Annotated in this window: 22 protein-coding genes; 4 read left to right on the top strand and 18 right to left on the bottom strand. The window is 63.6% G+C overall.

Translation table 11 applies throughout. From position 1 onward, the window contains the following. Window positions 1-67: 67 nt before the first annotated feature. Window positions 68-568, bottom strand: a complete 501-nt coding sequence (locus tag J7I12_RS02635) for a hypothetical protein (RefSeq protein WP_118228863.1) — start codon at window positions 566-568, stop codon at window positions 68-70. A 313-nt stretch (window positions 569-881) separates the two neighbouring features. On the opposite strand from J7I12_RS02635, the gene radA reads away from it, so the two are divergent. The 4 genes from radA to clpA are packed head-to-tail and all read left to right on the top strand — an operon-like array spanning window position 882 to window position 5,531. Continuing rightward, a complete protein-coding gene (gene radA, locus J7I12_RS02640) occupies window positions 882-2,225 on the top strand; it encodes a DNA repair protein RadA (RefSeq protein ID WP_208360613.1) in 1,344 nt (447 codons plus the stop codon). An 8-nt stretch (window positions 2,226-2,233) separates the two neighbouring features. Beyond that, window positions 2,234-2,905: a class IV adenylate cyclase gene (locus J7I12_RS02645; RefSeq protein ID WP_208360611.1), complete on the top strand. Its 672-nt coding sequence runs from the start codon at window positions 2,234-2,236 to the stop codon at window positions 2,903-2,905. Continuing rightward, the gene (gene clpS / locus J7I12_RS02650) at window positions 2,892-3,212 is read left to right on the top strand and encodes an ATP-dependent Clp protease adapter ClpS (protein ID WP_118228866.1); all 321 of its coding nucleotides are present in this window, start codon (window positions 2,892-2,894) and stop codon (window positions 3,210-3,212) included. The genes J7I12_RS02645 and clpS overlap by 14 nt, the downstream gene beginning before the upstream one ends. Before the next feature lie 9 nt (window positions 3,213-3,221). Beyond that, window positions 3,222-5,531 (top strand): ATP-dependent Clp protease ATP-binding subunit ClpA, encoded by a 2,310-nt coding sequence (gene clpA / locus J7I12_RS02655; protein WP_208360609.1) that lies wholly within the window; start codon window positions 3,222-3,224, stop codon window positions 5,529-5,531. 152 nt (window positions 5,532-5,683) lie between these two features. Here clpA and J7I12_RS02660 read toward each other — a convergent pair whose 3' ends face one another. The 17 genes from J7I12_RS02660 to J7I12_RS02740 all read right to left on the bottom strand — a co-directional run bounded on the left by J7I12_RS02660 (window position 5,684) and on the right by J7I12_RS02740 (window position 20,989). Further along, entirely contained in the window at window positions 5,684-6,031 is a 348-nt protein-coding gene (locus J7I12_RS02660; protein WP_118228868.1) for a BMC domain-containing protein, read from the bottom strand. Between the two features lie 13 nt (window positions 6,032-6,044). Further along, on the bottom strand, window positions 6,045-6,596 hold the full coding sequence (locus J7I12_RS02665; RefSeq protein ID WP_118228869.1) for a BMC domain-containing protein: 552 nt from the start codon (window positions 6,594-6,596) through the stop codon (window positions 6,045-6,047). A gap of 12 nt (window positions 6,597-6,608) precedes the next feature. Continuing rightward, on the bottom strand, window positions 6,609-7,931 hold the full coding sequence (locus J7I12_RS02670) for a 4Fe-4S dicluster domain-containing protein (protein WP_208360607.1): 1,323 nt from the start codon (window positions 7,929-7,931) through the stop codon (window positions 6,609-6,611). A gap of 65 nt (window positions 7,932-7,996) precedes the next feature. Continuing rightward, complete coding sequence (locus tag J7I12_RS02675) at window positions 7,997-9,103, bottom strand: 1-propanol dehydrogenase PduQ (protein WP_118228871.1); 1,107 nt, start codon at window positions 9,101-9,103, stop codon at window positions 7,997-7,999. 178 nt (window positions 9,104-9,281) lie between these two features. Next, window positions 9,282-9,566 (bottom strand): BMC domain-containing protein, encoded by a 285-nt coding sequence (locus J7I12_RS02680; protein WP_092152868.1) that lies wholly within the window; start codon window positions 9,564-9,566, stop codon window positions 9,282-9,284. A 363-nt stretch (window positions 9,567-9,929) separates the two neighbouring features. After that, a complete protein-coding gene (locus tag J7I12_RS02685; RefSeq protein ID WP_208360604.1) occupies window positions 9,930-10,238 on the bottom strand; it encodes a hypothetical protein in 309 nt (102 codons plus the stop codon). 7 nt (window positions 10,239-10,245) lie between these two features. After that, window positions 10,246-10,818, bottom strand: a complete 573-nt coding sequence (locus J7I12_RS02690; protein ID WP_118228874.1) for a BMC domain-containing protein — start codon at window positions 10,816-10,818, stop codon at window positions 10,246-10,248. A gap of 3 nt (window positions 10,819-10,821) precedes the next feature. Beyond that, the gene (locus J7I12_RS02695) at window positions 10,822-11,112 is read right to left on the bottom strand and encodes a EutN/CcmL family microcompartment protein (protein WP_118228875.1); all 291 of its coding nucleotides are present in this window, start codon (window positions 11,110-11,112) and stop codon (window positions 10,822-10,824) included. A gap of 8 nt (window positions 11,113-11,120) precedes the next feature. Beyond that, window positions 11,121-11,726: a hypothetical protein gene (locus J7I12_RS02700; RefSeq protein ID WP_165450854.1), complete on the bottom strand. Its 606-nt coding sequence runs from the start codon at window positions 11,724-11,726 to the stop codon at window positions 11,121-11,123. A 25-nt stretch (window positions 11,727-11,751) separates the two neighbouring features. Then, complete coding sequence (gene eutJ / locus J7I12_RS02705) at window positions 11,752-12,579, bottom strand: ethanolamine utilization protein EutJ (protein ID WP_208360602.1); 828 nt, start codon at window positions 12,577-12,579, stop codon at window positions 11,752-11,754. Between the two features lie 2 nt (window positions 12,580-12,581). Beyond that, window positions 12,582-13,283 (bottom strand): phosphate propanoyltransferase, encoded by a 702-nt coding sequence (locus J7I12_RS02710; protein WP_118228877.1) that lies wholly within the window; start codon window positions 13,281-13,283, stop codon window positions 12,582-12,584. 66 nt (window positions 13,284-13,349) lie between these two features. After that, window positions 13,350-13,637 (bottom strand): BMC domain-containing protein, encoded by a 288-nt coding sequence (locus J7I12_RS02715; RefSeq protein ID WP_118228878.1) that lies wholly within the window; start codon window positions 13,635-13,637, stop codon window positions 13,350-13,352. A gap of 63 nt (window positions 13,638-13,700) precedes the next feature. Continuing rightward, window positions 13,701-15,281 carry an acetaldehyde dehydrogenase (acetylating) gene (locus tag J7I12_RS02720; RefSeq protein WP_118228879.1) on the bottom strand — a complete coding sequence of 527 codons (1,581 nt, stop codon included), beginning with the start codon at window positions 15,279-15,281 and terminating at the stop codon, window positions 13,701-13,703. Window positions 15,282-15,287: 6 nt separating this feature from the next. Further along, the gene (locus J7I12_RS02725; protein WP_367950058.1) at window positions 15,288-15,875 is read right to left on the bottom strand and encodes a BMC domain-containing protein; all 588 of its coding nucleotides are present in this window, start codon (window positions 15,873-15,875) and stop codon (window positions 15,288-15,290) included. Window positions 15,876-15,898: 23 nt separating this feature from the next. Further along, the gene (gene cutD, locus J7I12_RS02730) at window positions 15,899-16,831 is read right to left on the bottom strand and encodes a choline TMA-lyase-activating enzyme (protein ID WP_208360600.1); all 933 of its coding nucleotides are present in this window, start codon (window positions 16,829-16,831) and stop codon (window positions 15,899-15,901) included. Between the two features lie 92 nt (window positions 16,832-16,923). Then, complete coding sequence (gene cutC / locus J7I12_RS02735; protein WP_208360598.1) at window positions 16,924-19,473, bottom strand: choline trimethylamine-lyase; 2,550 nt, start codon at window positions 19,471-19,473, stop codon at window positions 16,924-16,926. Between the two features lie 22 nt (window positions 19,474-19,495). Next, entirely contained in the window at window positions 19,496-20,989 is a 1,494-nt protein-coding gene (locus J7I12_RS02740; protein WP_208360596.1) for an aldehyde dehydrogenase family protein, read from the bottom strand. Window positions 20,990-20,998: the final 9 nt, after the last annotated feature.

The raw sequence follows: 20,998 nt of genomic DNA on the forward strand, positions 1-20,998 counted from the left end.
ATAAGCCTCTCGCCGCCATTTGGCAAGGGCTCTTGGGGGCATTGGGTGGCGTAAGCCCGTGAAAGGCTCAACGCAGATAAAAATGTGAAAGCGATCCTTTAAGGCACATTTGATAGCGCCCCAACAGGGCGGCATTATCCGCCAGGGCGGTCACATTCTCTTCCGCAGCGGCACAGGCCTGCGCAGTCACTTCCATACCGTGGGCCAGCACGGCCAGGCGGGCCATTTCGTGAAAATGCACGCTCAAATCCTGATGTTCCGCAAACAGCGCGTAAAGCCCGGCAGCCTCGTCCTCTTCGCCTTCAACCAGCACGGCGTTACCCCCGGCTACAGAAAGGCGCAACCGCCCCTCCGGGGCAAGGCCGCGCGCCTGCATCAAGAGCGTCAGCCGGGCCAAAAAATCTTCCTGCAGGGCATCGAGGCGGGCTTCCAGGGCAGGCAGTACCAGCGGATAGATGCGGGAAAGGCTGTCCAGAGCACGCCGGGCCGCCGGGTCCAGGGGGGGCGGCGCAGCAAAGGCGTCTCCGTCCTCCGGGGATGCCGCAGCAGGGTGGCGCAGATGGAGCATATTCCGAACTTGGTTTTGACTGCTGGTAGTCACAAACGCCCCCTTGACAGTTTATTGCCGCACAATTCTCACTGGCCTGCCCCAGTTGCCGCGCGCCCGCATCTATGGGGAAAGCGGGCGGCGAAAAATGCCGCCTCAAGCCATTGGCGCAGAATAAAGCAAGATGGGTGCCAGAATCTGAAAACTCTTGCGCGGAGCGGATTTTCTAGAGAAAGTCAAAAATATGGCAACAAAGGTACTCTGGGGACGGCAAGACTTGCCGTCTGACCCGCGCCGCCTTGCCAGTTCCGGACTTTTTCCGTAGGCTTGAGGCATGGCAAAAATACGTGAAGTGTACCGCTGTTCCTCCTGCGGGGCACAGACCACGCAGTGGCGCGGGCAGTGCCCCAGTTGCCACGAGTGGAATACCCTTGAAGCTGTGACCCAGCCCAAGACCGCCGTTAGGGCGCCGCACCGAACAGGTGTCGTGGGCGCGGGCGGTCGGGCCGTACCCCTGCACGCCGTGGCGGACGAAGGGCACGAGCCTTTCGGCAGCGGCCTTGCGCCGCTGGACCGCATTCTGGGCAAGGGCTTGGTGCCCGGAGCCGCACTGCTCATGGGCGGGGAGCCGGGCATAGGCAAGTCCACCCTGTTGCTGCAGGTGGCGGGCATGGTGGCGGCCGGGGGGCGTACAGCGCTCTATGCCAGCGGGGAGGAATCCTTGCCGCAGATTCGGGGCCGGGCCGAACGTCTGGGCTTGCTGGACTCCCGTCTGCTGGCCTTGGCCACCTCTCGCGTGGAAGACGTGCTGGAAGCGGCTACGGCCGCCGCGCCCGCCTTGCTGATCGTAGATTCCGTCCAGACCCTGACCAGCCTGGAGGCCGAGGGCCTGCCCGGCAACGTCACACAGGTGCGGGCCGTGGCCACGGCCTTGGTGGAATTTTGCCGCCGCGCGGACTGCACGCTCATTCTGGTGGGGCATGTGACCAAGGATGGCGTGCTGGCCGGGCCGCGCCTGCTGGAGCATATGGTGGATACGGTCCTTTCTCTGGAGGGCGACCGCCGCCAGATGTTCCGTCTGCTGCGGGTGTTTAAGAACCGCTTTGGCCCCAACGAAGAGCTGCTGGTCTTCCGCATGGCGGCCCGTGGCCTGCAGGTGGTGGACGACCCCGCAACCTTTTTTCTGGGCCAGCGCGACGCGAGCCTTTCGGGCACGGCGGTAGTTATGGCCGTGGACGGCCAGCGCCCCCTGGCCGTGGAGGTGCAGGCTCTGGTTTCGCGCACTTTTTTGAGCATTCCCCGGCGGGCCGCCCTGGGTTTTGATGTGGGGCGGCTGCATTTGCTGCTGGCCGTGCTGGAAAAGCGCCTCAAGCTCAATTTCGGTCAGGTGGACATTTATGCCAAGGTGGGCGGCGGCATGAAACTTAATGAGCCGGGGCTGGATCTGGCGCTGGTGGCCGCTGTGCTTTCGTCGTATTATGACGTGGCCCTGCCGGAAAAGTGCGTGCTGTGGGGCGAGGTGGACCTGAACGGCCAGGTGCGGCCCGTGGCGGCGCAGGATCTGCGCTTGAAGCAGGCCCGCCGTCTGGGGTTCGAGCCCATTTTGCATCCGGCCGCAGGGCAGGGAGGCGTGGGCACCATCGCGGCCCTGCAGCAGCGTTTGTTTCACCGCAAGTGAGGTCGGCCATGCCCCTGGAAGTGGAACGTAAATATCTGCATGTGGATTTACAAGCCTTGCGTCAGACCCTGGCGGACAGCGGCGCGCACTGCCTGGGCGCGCATTTTGAGAGCAACTGGGTCTTTGACGCGCCCGACCGCGCCCTGCTGGAAAGCGGCCGCCTGCTGCGTTTGCGCAGTCAGGAATGGCCGGACCGTACCCGCCATGTGCTCACCCTCAAGCGGCCCGCGCCCGCGTCCGGCTACTATAAGGTGCGCGAGGAGCTGGAAACGACGGTAGAGGACGGCCCAGCCCTGCACGCCATTCTGGCCGGGCTGGGCTACACGGTGACGGCCCGCTACGAAAAGGTGCGCGAGCCCTGGCGGCTTGAAGATGTGGAAGTGGAGTTGGATGCGCTTTCCTTCATAGATGTGGTGGAGTTGGAGGGGCTGGCCGCGCATATTGATTCGGTGCAGCGCCGCCTTGCTCTTGACAAAGCCATAATAAGCACCAAAAGTTATCATGAGCTGCACCAGGAATGGCTGCGGCAACACCACCAGCCGCCGCAATTTTCTTTCGTGTTTGACGCGGCGCAGCGGGCCGCGTGGCGGCAAAAGCTGGGACTTCCGGCGGATATCCCTGCGCCGGACGCGCCCGGCGGCGAGAACACCGTGTCGGAGCCTTCCCATGTCGTGGAATGACGCAAACCGTAGCGACGGCCAGAGCCGTGTGGCGGTGGAGCAGGAAATCAAGGAACCGGAACGCTACCGGGTGCTGCTGCACAACGACGACTATACCAGCATGGATTTTGTGGTCAGCGTACTGCGCAACATCTTTCATAAAACCCCCGAAGAGGCTACGGCCATCATGCTGCTTGTGCACCATCAGGGTGTGGGCCAGTGCGGTGTGTTCACCCAGGAAGTGGCGGAAACCAAGGTCCACAGGGTGCGCACTACGGCCAGGGCCGCGGGGTATCCCCTCAAATGCACTATGGAAAAAGTCCATTGAGATACGCCTATGCTGAGTAAAAGTGTTCAAAGCGTCATCCGTGACGCGCTCATGGAAGCCCACCGCCGTCGGCACGACCTGCTGACCGTGGAGCACGTGCTCTTTGCCCTTACCAACAACATGCGGGGACGCATCATTCTGGAGGGCAGCGGCGCCAGCGTGCCGGTGCTGCGCGAACAGCTGGAGGAGTTTTTCAGCCGGGAGCTGGAGTCCGTGCCCCTCACGCGCAACCATGAAGTCTCCCAGACCGAGGGCGTACAGCGCGTACTGGACAGGGCGCTGGCGCATATCCGCTCCTCAGGACGCGACACGGTAGAACTGGGCGATCTGCTCATTTCCATCATGGACGAAGACGAGAGCTACGCCCTATTCTATCTGCGCAAGCAAGGGGTAGAACGCCTGGACGTGCTGACCTTTGTGTCGCACGGCCTGGAAGAGGGCGGCGGTTCGCGCGGCGTGGAGCAGGCCGGCGCCGAGGGCGGCAAGGAGGCCAAGGCCGCCGATCCGCTTGCCCAATATACGGTAGACCTCACCGAGCGGGCGCGGGAGGGCAAGATCGACCCCCTGGTGGGCCGGGAGGCGGAGCTGGACCGCGCCGTGGAGGTGCTCTGCCGTCGCCGCAAGAACAACCCGCTGTTTGTGGGCGACCCCGGCGTAGGCAAAACCGCACTGGCCGAGGGCCTGGCCTTGCGCATCGTGGAGGGCCGTGTGCCCGAAATGTTTGCCCAAACCCACCTTTACGCCCTGGACATGGGGCTCTTGCTGGCGGGCACCCGCTACCGCGGCGATTTTGAAGGCCGCCTCAAGGCCGTGGTGCAGCGGCTTAAGGAACAGCCCGATTCCATCCTGTTTATTGATGAAATTCACACTATTGTGGGGGCGGGTTCCACCTCCGGCGGCTCCCTGGACGCCTCCAACCTGCTCAAGCCCGTGCTGGCCGGAGGCGAACTGCGCTGCATCGGCTCCACCACCTATGAGGAATTCCGCAACCATTTTGAAAAAGACCGCGCCCTGGCCCGGCGTTTTCAGCGCATCGACCTCACCGAACCCAGTGCGGAAGAGTGCCTGCGCATTCTGCAAGGGCTGGAAAAGCGCTACGCGGACTACCACAAGGTGCGTTATGTCCCGGCGGCCCTTAAGGCTATGGTGGACCTGACCGCCCGGCACGTGCGCGACCGCCTGCTGCCGGACAAGGCCATTGACGTGCTGGACGAGTGCGGCGCGGCCGTGCGCCTGGGGCGTGGCGTGCGGCCGGCGCGCGGAGAAGAAACCCCGCAGGTGGGCGTAGGCGATGTGGAGCGCGTGGTGGCCCGCATGGCGGGCGTGCCCGTGCGCACGGTTTCCGGCAAGGAACGCACGCGCCTGGCCCACCTGGAAAAGGACCTCAAGCAGCTGGTGTTCGGCCAGGAAACCGCCATTGAAGTCACCGTGCGGGCCATTTTGCGGGCACGCGCCGGCCTGGGGCAGGAGCAGCGTCCGGCCGGGGCCTTTTTATTCTACGGGCCCACAGGCGTGGGCAAGACCGAAGTGGCCCGCAGCCTGGCCAAGCTCATGGGCGTGGAATTTCTGCGCTATGACATGAGCGAGTATATGGAAAAACACGCCGTGTCGCGGCTTATCGGCGCGCCTCCCGGCTATGTGGGCTTTGACCAGGGCGGTCTGCTCACCGAGGCCGTGCGCAAGGCGCCTTACTCTGTGGTGCTTCTGGATGAAATGGAAAAGGCTCATCCGGATATCTTTAATGTATTGCTTCAAGTTATGGACTACGCCACGCTCACGGACAACACCGGACGCAAGACGGATTTTTCGCACGTGGTGCTGATCATGACCTCCAATGCCGGAGCCTTCGAAATGTCCCGGCCCAGTATGGGCTTTGCGGGTTCCGTGCCGCAGGACGCGGCCCACAAGGCGCTCAAGGCCGTGGAAAACACCTTCAGCCCGGAGTTCCGCAACCGGCTGGACGCTCTGGTGCCCTTTGGCAGCCTGACGGAACCCATGATGCTGCGCATTGTGGACAAGTTTTTGAGTGACATCCACCAGAGCCTGGAGCAACACAGGGTAGAATTGACCGTAACCGACGCGGCCCGGCGCTGGCTGGCCCGCAAGGGTTTTGACCCGGCCATGGGCGCGCGGCCCCTGCGGCGGCTGCTGCGTACGGAGCTGGAAGACCGGCTGGCCTCCGCCCTGCTGTTCGGCAACCTGAAGAAGGGCGGCAAAGCCCGGCTGACGTGCTCCAACGACGGGCTGGAACTGGAAAGCGGACCCGCCCCCAAGGCGGCGGGCAAGGCCCCAAAAAACACCAGGAATGCGCTAGCCTGAGGCCGGTGCGGTAGTAGGCAAAAAGGGAAAGCCCACGGGCTTTCCCTTTTTGTATGCTTTTATAATGTTGATTGCTTACGCCTGATGGTGCGTCTGCACAGTGCGGTCTTCCTGTATAGCCTTTGTGCGCTGGCCTGCGGCGCGCAGCCGCCTCAGGAGTGGGTCAGGGCCGTAAGGGCGTAGTGCAGGGTGGCGTCAAAGTAGTCCAGCACGGCGCGCAGAGCGGCTTCTACGCTGGCCACGTCGCCCGTAAAAAGCAGGGAGCCGCCCACGCGGTCCAGAAAGCCCACCTCCACGGCGGCGGCCTTGGTGGCGATGTCCGCCGCGATAATTACGCCTTCGCTGGGGGTGATGGTCAGAATGCCGATGGCCGAGGCCTGCCGGTCGCCCAGCCCCAGATTGTGGAAAAGCGTCCGCTGGGGGCTGGCGATGAGGTGGGCCAGGGTAACCTGACGGCCCGGCACATGTTCCTGAATTATGCGCTGCTTGTGGTCTTCCATAGGGGCATCCGGGCTAGAGCAGTTGCCGCTTCAGTTCTTCGCTGGGGGAGGGGATGACGATTTTGCTGACTACGGGATTTGCCGCAGCTGCGTTGGCCGCCCCGGCCTCTACGGAAGAGCGCACGGCGCTGACCTCGCCGGTCATGACCACAAAGGCCTTGCCGCCCAGCCCGGCGGAAAGCCGTAGCTCCAGCAGGCTCACGTCGCCGGCTTTGGCCGCGGCGTCAGCAGCCAGCACGCAGGAGGCCGCCGTATAGGTTTCAATAACGCCCAGGGCGTTGATGGGGCCGGGCAGGGCCGTGCCGTTCATGGCCGGGACCACGTCCGCATGCACATTGGGGATGACGAAGCTGTCCACCACCATGTCGCCGCCCAGGCGCAGGCCGGTTTCCACGGAGTCAGTAACCGCGCCGGTGTCGCCCGTGATGATGATCAGGTACCTGCCGGGGCAGGTGGTGCGCGCCAGCACCAGTTCCACCTGGGCCGCCTTGACCATGGCGTCTGCCGTTTCCATGCCCAGCCCGATGCTGTTCAGTTCTACACAGCCGATAGTGCGTACTCTCATGATGCTGTCCCTTTAAGCCCTGATGGTGATAAAGCCGTTTTCCACCGCACGTATTGTGCCGCTGATGCTGGCGTGTACGCGTGCGCCCATGGCGCCTTCGGGGATTTCCCCCAGCAGATCGCCCACGTGCACCTGCCGGCCCACTGTTACTACAGGCACGGCGGGCGCGCCGATATGCTGGCGCAAGGGAATGCGCACCTCCGTGGGCACATAATCGCCCACAAAGGGCGGGTGGGCCGCATAGTCGCTCAGGCCCAGACGCTGCACCAGGCGGCTGGTGGGGATGCGCCGCTCCTCCCGAAAGCGTGACGGGTGCAGGGGGCGTCCGTCGTATTGCCAAGCAATGCGGGCCTTGCCCAGTTCTCTTTTGAGCTGAGCGTTGACCTCGCGTGGGGAAAGGCCCAGCGGACAGGCGAATTTTTCGCAGATGCCGCACTCGGAACAGAGCAGGGCCTCTTTGGCCACAGGAACTTCCGTCGCCGTCGTCCCGGCGGACACGCGCATGAGCTTGTGCGGATGCAGGCTGTGCCCCAGCAGGTTGCGCGGGCAGAGGTCTGTGCACAGGGAGCACTGACAGCAGACTGTGTTGGTCAGCCGCCGCACAGTGCGTTCGTCCATGATTTTGCGGGCCACCACCGTATGGTCCGGAGGCAGCACCAGCAGGCCGCTGGTGGTCTTGGTCACGGGCTGCTGTGTATGGGGCAGCACCCGGCCCATCATGGGGCCGCCGTCTACTACTTTATACTCCGTAAGGGTGGGGCCGCCCGCAAAGCGCAGCACCTCGTCCACGCAAGTGCCCACAGGCACGCGCAGCACCATGGGCCGGGCCACTGCACAGCCCACGGTAAGGTAGCGGTGGGTCACGGGTTTGCCCTCCAGGGCGCGCGCCACATTGCAGAGGCTTTCCACATTGCTGACCACAGCGCCCACCTGCAGGGGCAGGCCCCGCTCCGGCACCACAGCGCCCAGCACTTCGTAGACCATGACCTGTTCGTCGCCGGCGGGGTAAAAATCGCCCAGTTCAAAAACGTCCATGTCCGGACGGTCGGCCACGGCCTGACGCACTTGCCGCAAAGCCGCCGCGTGCTTGCCTTTAAGGCAGACCACGCCCCGTTGCGCGCCCGTGCAATCCATCATGGCCCGCAGCCCGCGCAACAGTTCCTCGGTGCGGCATTCCAGCAGGTAAGGGTCGCTCATGAGCAGGGGCTCGCAGCTGGCGCCATTGACCAGAACCGTGCCGACGCTGGCGTCGGCCTTTACGTGCGTGGGCAGCCCGGCGCCGCCGGCGCCCACCACACCCGCCTGGCGGATGGCCTCCACAATCTGATTTCCCATGATACACTCTCTTTTATCGAACCGTTTTCCTATGGCGGCGGGCCGCGCCTGTGGCCCGGCGGCGTTTACCAGGCCCGCAGCAGCAGTTCCGCCAGATCGTCCAGCGAGGGCATGCGGGGGTTGCTTTGGGTGCAGATGTCTTCCAGAGCGTTGGCGGCCATGGAGGGCAGATGAGCACGGTACTGGACGGCATCCACCTTGAGCTGGCGCACCTGGGCCGGGATGCCCAGGGCGGTGTTGAGTTCGCGCACGGCGGCCACGAGGTTATGCGTGCCTTCTTCCACCGTGGGGGCGGCAATGCCCGCCATTTCGGCAATTTCTTTGTACTTCACGCCGGCGTCGAACCGGTTAAACAGAATAGCGTGCGGCAGCAGCACGGCATTGGCCAGGCCGTGGGGAATGTGAAAAAGCCCGCCCAGACTGTGGGCCAGACTGTGCGTGATGCCCAGACCGCTGTTGGTAAAGGCCAGTCCGGCCATGCAGGAGGCAATGAGCATGTTGTCGCGCGCCACCATGTCGTCGCCGTGGACGTAAGCCCGGCGCAGGTAGGTGAAGACGTGGCGGATGGCCCGTTCTGCATAGATGGCCGTAAAGACGTTGCTGTAACGGGAGGTGTAGGCTTCTATAGCGTGGGTCAGCACGTCCATGCCGGTGGAGGCCGTGACGGCCGGGGGCACGGTGCGGGTGAAGCGCGCGTCCAGAATGGCCACATCGGGGATAAGCAACTCGTCGTTGAGGGGGATTTTGACCGCCTGCTCCTTGTCCGTGATGACGGCTATGGAGGTCACTTCCGAACCCGTGCCGCTGGTGGTGGGTATGGCCACCAGCAAGGTCTGTCGGCTCTGGTCCGCCTTGCGGCCGAAGTAGGAAATGGCCTTGGCCATGTCTATGGCCGAACCGCCGCCCAGGGCCAGGATAAGGTCGGCCCGGCTTTGCAGAAAGAGCTTGGTGGCCGCCACCACGGCCTGCAGGGTGGGGTCTGGCTCCACGCCGGAAAAAAGGGTGTGGCCTACGCCCTTGCGCTTGAGGTGGCTGATGGCCTGGTCCGCAAAGCCGCTTTTGACCATAAAAGGGTCTGTCACTACAAAGGCTTGCGTGGCCGGGAAGGTTTCCAGCATTTCCAGGGCATAGGGGCCGTAGCAGATTTTTGTCTTTCCGTAAAACTGGGTCACTCTTTCCTCCGGAAGGCCTTGGGGGCCGCCGCGAACCGGGCGGATTCGGGCCGGGATGGAGCCGGATTGGTTTTTTTGTGTTCAGAAACGCGTTGCGTCGCCGCGGACGGGGTTTTGCCGTCGCGCCGGAACCGGTCAAACCGGCTCCGGCCACGACCTGCCGCTCATGGCAAAGGCTTTAGCGGCGTTTGGGCAGGATCATTTCCACTTCTTCGTGCGGGCGGGGGATGACGTGCACGCTCACCAGCTCGCCCACGCGGGAGGCGGCGGCCGCGCCCGCGTCCGTAGCGGCCTTCACGGCCCCCACATCGCCGCGCACCATGACCGTTACCAGACCGGAGCCCACTTGCTCCTTGCCGATGAGGGTCACGTTGGCGGCCTTGACCATGGCGTCGGCGGCTTCCACCGCGCCCACCAGACCTCTGGTTTCAATCATGCCCAGGGCATCCGTCATTGTACTCATTGTATTCTCCTTATTGCTGCAAAAGTGTTGTTGTCAGGGGCGCGCCAAGCATTGCAACGTCGCAATGTCCTGGCGGTTGCGTAAGCAGACGCCCATAATGGAGGCGCAAGCGCAGCCGCAGCCGTTGCGACGCAGGAAACTACGGATGAAGACAGCATCGCTATGTTTTTGCGCAGGTAGGCGCCGGAACAACCGTGCCATAATCTTTGAGAAGACATATTCTCAACGGTTCTCTGCTCTAGAGCATTTAACACTTGAAATGCTCGCTTACGGCAGGCAAAAGCCTGCCTTCTCGCATTTCGTGGCAAGGATTTTCAAGAAAATCCTTGCAGAGCAGTTAGCTCATTTCATTCGCTAACTGCTCTAGTGCAGGCCCTTGCCGATGGCAGCCACGGTTTCCAGGGTAACCTTTTTAAGATCCTCCGGATCGGTGATGCCGTAGTGCTGTTTGATGATGGCGGCCACACCCACCAGCAGATCCGTATCCGCCGGAGTAGTGGCCGCGTGAGCGGCGCAGGTCCCAGCCGGAGCCGCGTCGTAGACCACGTCGACGCCGCGTCGGGTGAGTTCGTCCCGTGCGCCGGCGGTGAGGATTTTGTCCGCATCCATATTCAGGCGGTTGTCGTGAATAAAGTCCTGAAGGTTATCCACGGTTATCAGCGTCTTGCTCATACACACCTCATTCTCCCGCCGGGGCGGGGTTAGGTTTGGCCACGCCCGCAAGGGCCTGGGTTACTTCCGGCTCCGGGCGCGGCAGGACCACTGCCCGCAGCAGGCTTTTGCCCAGTTCTGCCGTGGCCGTGTCCACAGCCTCGCGCACGGCGGCCACGTCGCCCGTGAGCACAAAAAAGGATTTGCCGCCTATGCCCTGGCCCAGCACCAGCCGCATGAGGGCCACCTGGGCCTTTTTGACCGCAGCGTCCGCCGCCATGACGCCGTCTGCCGCGTTGCGGCATTCCACCACGCCCAGGGCCTGCCCGGCCGCGGGCTGGGGCCGACGGCGCAGGGCCGCCTGCACCTGCGGGTCCACGGGAGAGATAATGTAGCTGCCCGCCAGGGAGGCTTCAGCTTCACGCGCGGTCCGTACGGCCGTTTCCACAGCTTCGCGATCGCCTTCCACCACAATGAGCAGCCTTCCGGCGCAGACCACTGAAGCTCGCACCAGGGTCACGGCCGCGGCCTTGAGCATGCTGTCGGCCAAGGCCGTGCCCGCGGCTATGCTGCGGCTGTCCACTATGCCCAGCGTGTCCACGGCCTACTCCTTGCGCGGGGCCTTGCAGCCCATCATGTCTTCCTGGTCCAGAATGCCCACAATGGCGGCGTCCACGGGAGCCTCTTCATTAAACAGCGCCTTGCGGGCGGAGCTGCCCGTGGTGATGAGCACTTTTTCGCCTGTGCCCGCGCCCACGCAGTCTACGGCCACAAAACTTTCGGCCAGTTTGTTGTGGGCGAGGTCCAGCCGCTGCACCACCATGAGCTTCAGCCCATTGAGGGCGTCTTCCTTGCGCGTGGCCCAGACGTTTCCGACGACAATGCCTACCAGCATGGCGCCCCCTACAGGTTTTGCAAGATGGTCAGATGTTGTTCCGCTGCCGCCTCACGGGCCAGCGGCGTAACAACGGCCCGGCGGGGAACGCGCAGCACGCGCGCGCCCTGACGGACGGCCTCGGTCACGTGGGCGGCCGCCACTAACTCCCGGCGGGAGAGCAGGGCCTCCGGGGCCGCCGGGGGCAGCTCCGTAAGCCCGTAGGAGGCCAGTGCAGCTTCATAGCCTTGATACAGACGCCACAGGGCCTCAGGGGCCGTGGCCTCGTGCGCACGGTAAGCAAAGCCCAGGGTGCGCACGGCGTTGCCCGCCAGAAGAAGATCCAGCACCCTGGCCAGGGCCAGACAGGAGGCCCGCCCCTGGGCCAGGTCGACCATTTCTGAACAGCTCAGTTCCGGGATGACGTAGAAGTCTGGTCGGGGGCCGTGCCCGGCCGGGTCGCAGCGCACCCGCGCCTGGGGCAGCCTTTCACGCACGGCTGCTGCCAGACGAAGGTCTTCCGGGGGCAGCAGCGCCGCTAAAGGCCCGGCTTCGCCCGCGGGGGAAGGGCGGCCCAGAGCTTCCAGCACCTGGCCTACCACGGCGGCGACAATGTCCTGCATTGGGGCGTTCATGGTTCAGAGTCCTTGCTTTGTCCGCTCAGGCGGACGCGCCGCAACCCAAGGCAATGCCCAGGGGCGTAACCAAAAAGGGATTGGCGGGCTTGCGGGCCGTAAGGCCCGTGTATCTGGCGATGACCGTTTCCATGCCTGGCAGGCAGCAGGTGCCGCCCACCAGGTAGAGGGTCTGTACGCCGCGTCCGGCCACATGGCGTTGGATAATGGCCCCCATCTTTTCAATGACGGGCCGCACCACGGGCAGGATTTCCTTTTGGCGGGCAGGGTCTTTTTTCAGGGCCTCGGCCGCCTCAAAGTCCACATCGTAGTTGCCGGCCAGCACCAGGGAAAGGTGCGTGCCGCCCGTGGGTTCGTCCGCCACATAGGTCACTTGGCCGCCGCGCAGCACGGCAATGCCGGTAGTGCCGCCGCCGATGTCCACAATGGCCCCGTCGCGCACGCCCAGCACATTGTTGGCGGCCGTGGGTTCATCCAGCAGGGCGGTGACCTCCAGTCCGGCCCCCTCGGCCACATGCCGGTGGGTAGCGCAGTCACGTTCGCCGGTGCCGGGGGGCACGGCTATGGCCGTTTTTCCCAGCTTGCGGCCCAGGCTGTCTTCCAGCTGTTCCCTGAGGGCGCGCACCATGCGCAGACCGCCGGCGTAGTCCACCACCAGGCCGTCGCGCACCACCTGGGCGCTCTGCACGGCGCAGGCCACGGGCCGTTGTCGGCTGTCCACCACGGCCAGCACAATATAGGCCGTGCCCAGGTCCAACCCCACGGCAAGGGGCTCTGTGGGACTGACCTTGCACGGTTTGGCACGGGTGGCCTCCAGGGCGGCAATGCGCTTGTCGACGGCGGTAAAATCCATGCTCAGCTCCTGTGCAGGGCGATAACCACGCCCGTAGCGCCAGGCTTCCAACCGGCGCTGTTGCCTTCGTCAGCATCAATATGCATGGCCAATTTGAAGTCCGGGCTTACCCGGACCAGGACGTTTTCCAGGATAACCGGGCGTTCCGTATCCAGGCGAACGTCCACCATGTCTTTATCTTTGAGGCCGAAGCGGGCGGCGTCGTCCGTGTGCATGTGGATATGGCGCGAAGCCACGATGACGCCAGATTCCAGCCCCACAATGCCCGTGGCCGAGGCCAGGATGATGCCGGGGGAGCCCGCAGTGTCGCCGCTTTGGCGTACGGGCGGATTAATGCCCAGGGCGCGGGCGTCGGTTTTGGAGATTTCCACCTGTGAAACGTCCCTGACCGGGCCCAGCACGGCCACGTTGTCCATGACGCCCTTGGGGCCGATGAGACGCACGCGTTGGGTGCTCAGAAACTGGCCCGGCTGAGAGAGAGGCTTGTGGGGGCGCAGAGCCTCGCCAAACAGGTTGATGGCGTCGGCAGTGCTCAAATGCACGTGGCGGGCGGATATTTCCACGGGTATGGGCCCGGCGTTCATGGGCGCGAGGCCGGGGGCCGTGCCGGCGGCGGGGGTTGCGCGCGTTTCAGCGAGCACGCCGCGCACCAGGCGTTCCAGAAGGTCTTTGATATTCTGTTCTGTGCAGGTCTGTGCGGTCATGGTTGCTTCCGTTTACGGCTGGCGGGGCGGGGGCGCCCCGCCGCCGGTACCGGGTTGATAATTGGGTTAGGCTTCGCGCTGGGGCAGGATCATCTCCACTTCGCTGTGCGGACGGGGGATGACGTGCACGCTCACCAGTTCGCCCACCTTTTTGGCGGCAGCGGCCCCGGCGTCCGTAGCGGCCTTGACTGCGCCCACGTCGCCGCGGACCATGACGGTGACCAGGCCCGCGCCCACCTGGCTGCGGCCGATAAGGGTAACGTTGGCGGCCTTGACCATGGCGTCGGCGGCTTCAACAGCGCCCACCAGGCCACGGGTTTCGATCATGCCCAGGGCGTTGGAAGAAGTGGTCATAGCGGTTTCTCCTTTACAGTTGCGATAGATATGTGGTTAACGGCGTAGGGGATTGCGCCGGAATCAGAGGGCTTTTTTCAGTTCGGCCACAATCAGTTCGGTAATGGCGTTAATGTCCAGATTGCCGCCAGGGGCGGGGGCCGGGGTTTGCGGGGCCACGACCGCATCGTGGTTGGCGGCATGGCCGCAACAGTTGCTCAAAGCGGCCGAGGGCGGGCATGGCCGTGCTGCCGCGCCTGGTACGGAGGAAACGCCGCAGGCGCTTGATGCGGTGCAGGCGGGCTGGCCGCGGAAGTCGCAGGGGGTGTGCAGGTCGTAGGCCACCCGCCGCACGTTGATGAGGTTCAGGGGCGTTACGTTGTCAGACGTGGCGCTGCCGCCCACGGCCCCGCAGCCCAGAGTAAAGCTGGGGAAGAGCCCGGTGGAGATGCCCACAGCCCCCTGGGTGGAAGGCGTATTGACCAGCATGCGGGAAACGGGCTTGCGCAGGCCGAATTCGCGGATCACGTCCTCATCGCGGGAGTGGATGGACAAGGAATGCCCCACGCCGCCGTTGTGCAGCAGGGCGGTGCACACTTCGCAGGCTTCGCGCCAGTCCTCCACCACATAGAAGCCCAGCAGTGCGGTGAGCTTTTCCTTGCTGAAGGGGTACTTGGGGCCGATACCCTTTTCATCCGAGATGAGCAGGCGGGTGCCGGGCGGCACCTCAATGCCGGCAACGCCGGCGATGGTCACGGCGTCGCGGCCCACGATGGCCGGGTTCATGCTGCCGTTGCCGCGTTCCATGACGGTTTTGACCTTGGTCAGCGCTTCTCCGGTGAGGAAGTAGCCGCCCTGTTCCTGCAGGGCCGCGCGCACCTGGTCGGCGATGCAGGCATCAGTGACGATGGACTGCTCCGAGGCGCAGATGGTGCCGTTGTCAAAGGTTTTGCTGCTCATGATCTTGGCAACGGCGTCTTTGACGTCGGCGCTGCGCTCAATGTAGGCGGGCACGTTGCCAGCGCCCACGCCCAGGGCCGGCGTGCCGGAGCTGTAGGCCGCCTTGACCATGCCGGGGCCGCCGGTGGCCAGAATAAGGTCCGCAATCTTCATGAGTTCATTGGTGCCCTCAATGGTAGGCAGGCTGATGCTGCTGACCAGGTCGGGCGCGACATCGCAGGCGCGCAGTGCGCCCTGGATGATCTCCACGGTACGGGCAATGCACTTTTTGGCGCTGGGGTGCGGGGTGAAGACAATGGCGTTGCCCGACTTAAGCGCGATGAGCGACTTGTAAATGACCGTGGAGGTAGGGTTGGTGGAAGGCACGATACCGGCGATAACGCCCACGGGCACGGCAATTTCCACTATCTTGGAGGCCGCGTCGGCGTGCAGCACGCCCACTGTCTTCATATCCTTGATGCGGGCGCAGACCTTTTCGCTGGCCAGCAGGTTTTTGATTTTTTTGTCTTCGGGTTTGCCGAAGCCGGTTTCATCCACAGCCATGCGGGCCAGGGATTCGGCCTGGGATGCGGCGGCCTCGGCCACGGCGCAGACCACGCGGTCCACGCGCTCCTGCGAGAGCCGCGCAAACTCCGGCTGCGCTTTGCGCGCGGCGCGCACCAGGGCGCGGGCCTCCTGAATGGAAAGCAGATCCTTATCAACCATTTTTCATTACTCCTTTTCCTTTCGTGTCGCGCGCTCAATGGCGTTCAGCAGGGTTTGCCTGTTGGCGGCGGCTATCTGGGCGCTGCTCAGGTCCGTTTTCAAATCCGTGGCCAGACGGCGCAGGGCTCCCATGCTCATGGCTTTGGCCTTTTCCCGGTCAAAGAGGATAGGGGGGGGCGGCGTTGCTGCCGCGTTTTCTGGCATGGGTATGGCGGCTTCGGCAGCGGCGTCTGTTGTGGCAGGAGCGTCGGGGGTTGCCGCAGCGTCGGGGGCAGCCGTAACCGGCGATTCTTCTTCCGTTGCGGCCTGGGCGCAGGGGGGCTGCAACTGCAGGATGCGCTCCAGTTCGCCGTCCGGGCGGGGAATGACGTGGCAGGAAATGCGGACGGCCCCGTCCAGACGGTCCACGGCGGCCCGCGCCGCCTCCACGGAGGATTGTACGGCGCTTACCTCGCCCGCGATGGTGATGGTGACGAGCCCGCCTGAGGCCAGTGATTTTTCCAGCAGGCGCACGTCGGCGGCCTTGAGCATGACGTCCGCCGCCTCTATGGCGCCCACCAGCCCTTTTGTTTCCACAAGTCCCAGTGCCAGCATGATTTTCCTCCAGTGGGCGGGCATCAGTGTTTGATAACCCTGGCCGCGAGGCCGTAGCTTAGTAAAATTTTCTGGATGCGTTCCAGATCCGTATCGTCCAGGGCCGGGTTGCCTTCAATGGCGTAGTCCCGGTCCAGCTGGGCGTATTTGCTCACACCCAGGCGGTGGTAGGGCAAAAGATCAATGCCCTTGAGGTTTTTTCGTTCCGCATGGCAGGCCAGAAAACGCCCAACAGCGTGTATTTCTTCATTTTCGTCATTATAGCCCTTGAGCAGGGGCATGCGGATGTTGACGGCGCAGCCGTTTTCCAGCAGCCATTGCAGGTTGGCCAAAATGTGTTCGTTGCGCACACCCGTGAGGGCGTAGTGTTTGTCGGCGTCCATATGCTTGACATCAAAGAGAAACAGATCGCAGATTTCCGCCAGTTGGCGTACTACCTCCGGTTTGGCGTAGCCGGAGGTTTCCATGGCTGTGTGGATACCCTTCTGCTTGCAGGCCAGCAGCAGATTGGCCAGGGCTTCGTGCTGCAGCATAGGTTCGCCGCCGCCCACGGTGAGGCCGCCGCCGGAATTTTCATAGAACAGCCAGTCCTGCTCCACCACTTCCAGCAGGCCGGAGATGCTCTTCCGCTCTCCGGCAATGGCCAGGGCCGCCTGCGGACAGGCGCGCACGCAGGCTTCGTAGCGGATGCAGTCCTTGCTCCTGTCCACCATATGGGTACTTTGAGCATTGACCATACTGTGAATGCCCACGGGGCAGACGGGCACACAGGCCCCGCAGTGGACGCAGAGGTCTTTTTTGAACAAAACCTCATGGCGGCCGTGCTGGCTCTCCGGATTGGAACACCAGAGGCAGCGCAGGGGGCAGCCCTTGAAAAACACCAGGGTACGGATGCCCGGTCCGTCGTACATATTGTACTTCTGGATGTTGAATACGTTGGCCTTGCGCTCGATCACTGTGTTTCCTCTGCCGTAAGGGGGTGTGTGCTGTGTGTACTTGCTGCTCTGGGGCGGCGGGGGCCGCCGTAAGGGACGGCCCCCGGTTGCCGCTAGAGGTTTTTGAGCACGGTTCTGCTGATGATTTCGTCCTGCACGTCCTTGCACAGTTCCACAAAGAAGGCGCTGTAGCCCGCCACGCGGACTACCAGGTCACGGTAGTCGCCGGGATGCTGCTGGGCCTCCAGCATGGTTTTGTTATCAAGGTAGTTGAACTGCATTTCGCCGTTACCCAGGATGCTGGCGGAGCGGAGCAGGGTGATGAGCCCCTGTTCGCCTTCGGGCGTGTCCAGCAGGCCGGGCAGGAGCTTAAAGTTGTGCACCATGCCGATGTTCATGTTGTCATTGGACATTTTGGACACGCTCTTGATGATGGCTGTGGGCCCTTTGCAGTCCGCGCCCTGAGTGGGACTGATGCCGTCGGAGAGGGGCAGCCAGGCTTTGCGCCCGTTGGCCGAGGCCCCCAGCATCTGCCCGAAGGGCGTGTTGTTGGAGATGGAAAGGGTGCCGTGGCTGAGGACGGAGTAGAGCGTGTGGTACTGGCGGTGCTCCCTTTCAGTAAAGGCAATGAGGTCGGCGGCTATGCTGTCGGCATAGTCGTCGTCATTGCCGTATTTGGGGGCGGCCAGGCAGTCGGCGCGCAGGCTTTCGTAGCCTTCAAAGTCGGCCTTGAGGGCCTCATTGAGCTGCTGCAGGGTGTATTTTTTGTCGTCGTAGACCAGCTTTTTGATGGCGGCCATGGAGTCCGTATAGGTAGCAAGGCCGCTCCAGACCACGCCGGGGCCGAAGTTGTACATGGCGCCGCCGGCGGCCACGTCGCGTCCGTGCTCCATGCAGCCCTCGTACATGATGGACATAAGGGGCTTGGGGGCCAGGTCGCGGTGCACGCGCTGGGAAATGACCGTGGCCACGCTGGACCATTTGGTGATGTAGCGGATCTGCTCCTTGACGGCGGCGTCAAACTTTTCAAAGGTGTCAAACTGACTCGGATCGCCCAGGTCCGGGCAGACCTGCTTGCCGTACCACAGGGGCACGCCGCGGTTGAGCACCAGCTCAATGCAGATGGGCCACTGGGTGTAGGCGGTGGAGGTCCACTGATAAAGACGACCGGATTTTTGCGGCTCCACGCAGCCCATAAGGCAGTAGTCGCGGGCGTCTTCCATATCCACGCCCTTGGCGAGCATCATTTTGATGTGGGTGTCGTCAAAGTGCACGGCGGGAAAGCCCATGCCGGAGCGGATGACGGAAACGATTTTTTTCAGGTATTCCTGCGGCGAGGTATTGTGCACGCGGGTGGCCAGGGAAGGTTGGTAAATGCGCACATGGCGCACGGCGTCCATGAGCAGGTAGGTCAGTGCGTTGGTGGCGTCGCGCCCTTCGCGGGTAACGCCGCCCACGCACATGTTCACAAAAGGCTGGTAGCCGGCAAAGAACTTGGAGCTGCCCTCGCTGGTGAGCCACATCATTTCCGACATCTTGATGAGCATGCAGCCCGCCAGATCAAAGGCCTCGTAGGGCGTAAGGCGGCCTGCTTCCAGATCGGCCTTGAAGAAGGGGTACATGTACTGGTCTACGCGGCCGATGGACATGCCGGTCTGGTTTTCTTCCACCACCAGCAGGGATTCCACGGTCCACACGGCCTGGATGGCCTCCCAGAAAGTGGTGGGGGCGTGAGCGGGCACGCGGGCGTTGACCGCGGCGATTTTTTCCAGTTCGGCCCGGCGTACGGGGTCGCTTTCAGTGGCGGCGCGCTGGGCCGCGTATTCCGAAAGGCGCTTGGCATAGCACATGACGCCTTCGGTGGTTTCGATGACCGATTTGTAGAAGTAGATTTTGTCGATGTCTTCGGGCTTGTCGTAGTCCAGCTGGGCCAGATGCTCGCGGGCCTCGCGCTGGATGTCCAGCATGCCTTTTTTCATGAGGATGACATCGTAGCCGGGGTTGGAGTCGCCGCCGCCGTTAAGGGCGTGGTAGGAGCAGTCGGAAACAAAGGATTCGCCCGAAAGTTCCCACAAACCGGCTTCGCGGTACTGCGCCTCGCAGTATTCGTCCACAGATTTTCCTTCCCAGTAGGGGAAGATCTCTTCCAGCAGAACTTTTTTATCTTCCTCCGCAAGGTGAAAAGGGTCTTGCGGGCGGTTGGCAATGGTTTCCAGCTCGTCCCTGAGCCAGCGCCAGGAAATGTCCGGCGAAAAAGCTCCGGCGCGCGGCGCGCCATTGGGCGCGCCCACGATGAGCTCGTGGTCCTGAATGACCAGGGGGGCTGTTTCGCAGCAGTAGCGGAAGGCCTTGGCGCGCAGCAGAATACGCGGCATGCCGGGGTTTTCTCTGTCGATTTTGGTAATGGCCCGGGCGCGGTGGATGGTGATGCTGGGCTGTTGTTTGAGGTAGTTTTCCTTCAGCAGCACATGGCGGCGGGTGGGCCCTTCGGGCACGCCCGTGCCCGCCGCTGCGGGGGCAAGCGCAGCAGCGGATGCGTGCGCGGCGGCCATGGCGCCCGTTGGGGCGGTGTGGGCAAAAAGCTCACGCAGTTGCCGGCGTTCGTCCGGGGAAAGGCTATTGGCGACTTCCGCTATTTTTTGGGAAAATTCGTGCAGGTCCACTTGTATCCTCCATGGGTGCGGGTCAGGGGCGTGTACGGCCGCGGGGCGCGGGCGCTGTTTCCAGCGCGCGGCGCAACACGGCGCGCAAAAGTTCCAGAGGGTCTTCCTGCGTGGGGGGCGCAGGATTTGCGCTTTGCGGCGCGGCAAAGTCCGCCAGACAGTCCAGGCCGCGCACGCCGTACCCCACCGTGCGGCGGTAGATAAGGTTGTAGGGCGAAATATTGTCCGACGTGATGCCGTAACCCGCGATGCCGCTGCCCTGCGTCATGGCGGGGGTGAGGTTGGTGGTGAGGCCCATGCCGCCGAAGGCGGCCCCGGTATTGACCAGCAGCCGGGCCACAGGCTTTTTGAGGGCGAACTGGCGGATGACTTCGGCGTCCTGACTGTGGATGGTCAGGGTTTGGGCGTGGCGCTCCTGCAAGAGCAGCTCCAGGCATTTTTCACAGGCGTGGCGCCAGTCCGGCTCCACATAGTAGCCCAGCACGGGCGTAAGCAGTTCGCGGGTATAGGGGTCGGCTCCGGCGACGTAAAGGCGCGGGGCCAGCAGTACGCGCGTATCCTGAGGCGGAACGAAGCCGGCTTTTTGCGCCAAAGCCTGGGCGGACTGGCCCACCATGTGCCGCCGCCGACGGCCGTCGGCGTGAAAGAGCACGGCAATCACGGCATCGGCTTCTTCAGGGCTCATGAAATAGCCGCCACGGTCCTGAAAGGCCCGGCGCACCCGCGGTTCCACGCAGCCGTCCACAATGACGCACTGCTCGGCCGAAGGGGCCAGGCCGTTGTCAAAAGCCTTGCTGGCCAGGATGTCCGCCACGGCGGTTTCCAGCCTGGCGCTACGCTCGATAAAGGCCGGGCCGTTGCCCGTGCCGCCATAAATAAGGGGCTTGCCGCTGGCGCGCGCGGTTGGGAACATGCCCAGCACGCCGGTAACCAAGACCAGGGCCACATCAGGGTGGCGCATAAGCTCTTGCGTGCCGCTTTTGGCCACCATATCCATATAGGATACGGCCCCTTCGGGCATGCCTTGCGCGCGCCCGGCGGCGCAGAGCACGTCCAGAGCCGTGCGCATGCTTTCCAGCGCGCGCGGATGCAAAGAAAAAACAATGGCGTTGCCGGATTTTATGGCCAGAAGGGCGTTGCAGATGGCGGTGGAGATGGGGCTTGTCACCGGGCAGAGGGCCGCGATGACGCCCAGCGGCACCCCCACTTCCTGAATGCCGGAGGCGGGATCCTCCCGCAGGGGTCCCACACAGCGCAGGCCGCGCAGGCTTTGGCGCACCCGGCGGCAGACAAACAAAATTTTAACCAGCTTGTCCTGCCATACGCCGCAGTCGCTCTCTTCCTGACTCATGACGGCCAGGGACTGCGCCTGGGCTTCCACTGCGTCGGCCATGGTTTCTACCATGGCGTCCAGGGCTTCCTGGGGCATGGCGGCCAGCTTTTTTTGCGCTGCGGCGGCATTTTCGGCCAAAATGCGGGCCTGCTGCATGGAAATGAGGTCTTTGTCGCCTATCATGAGTCCTCC

Source organism: Desulfovibrio diazotrophicus (assembly GCF_902498985.2).
Taxonomy (GTDB): domain Bacteria; phylum Desulfobacterota; class Desulfovibrionia; order Desulfovibrionales; family Desulfovibrionaceae; genus Desulfovibrio; species Desulfovibrio legallii.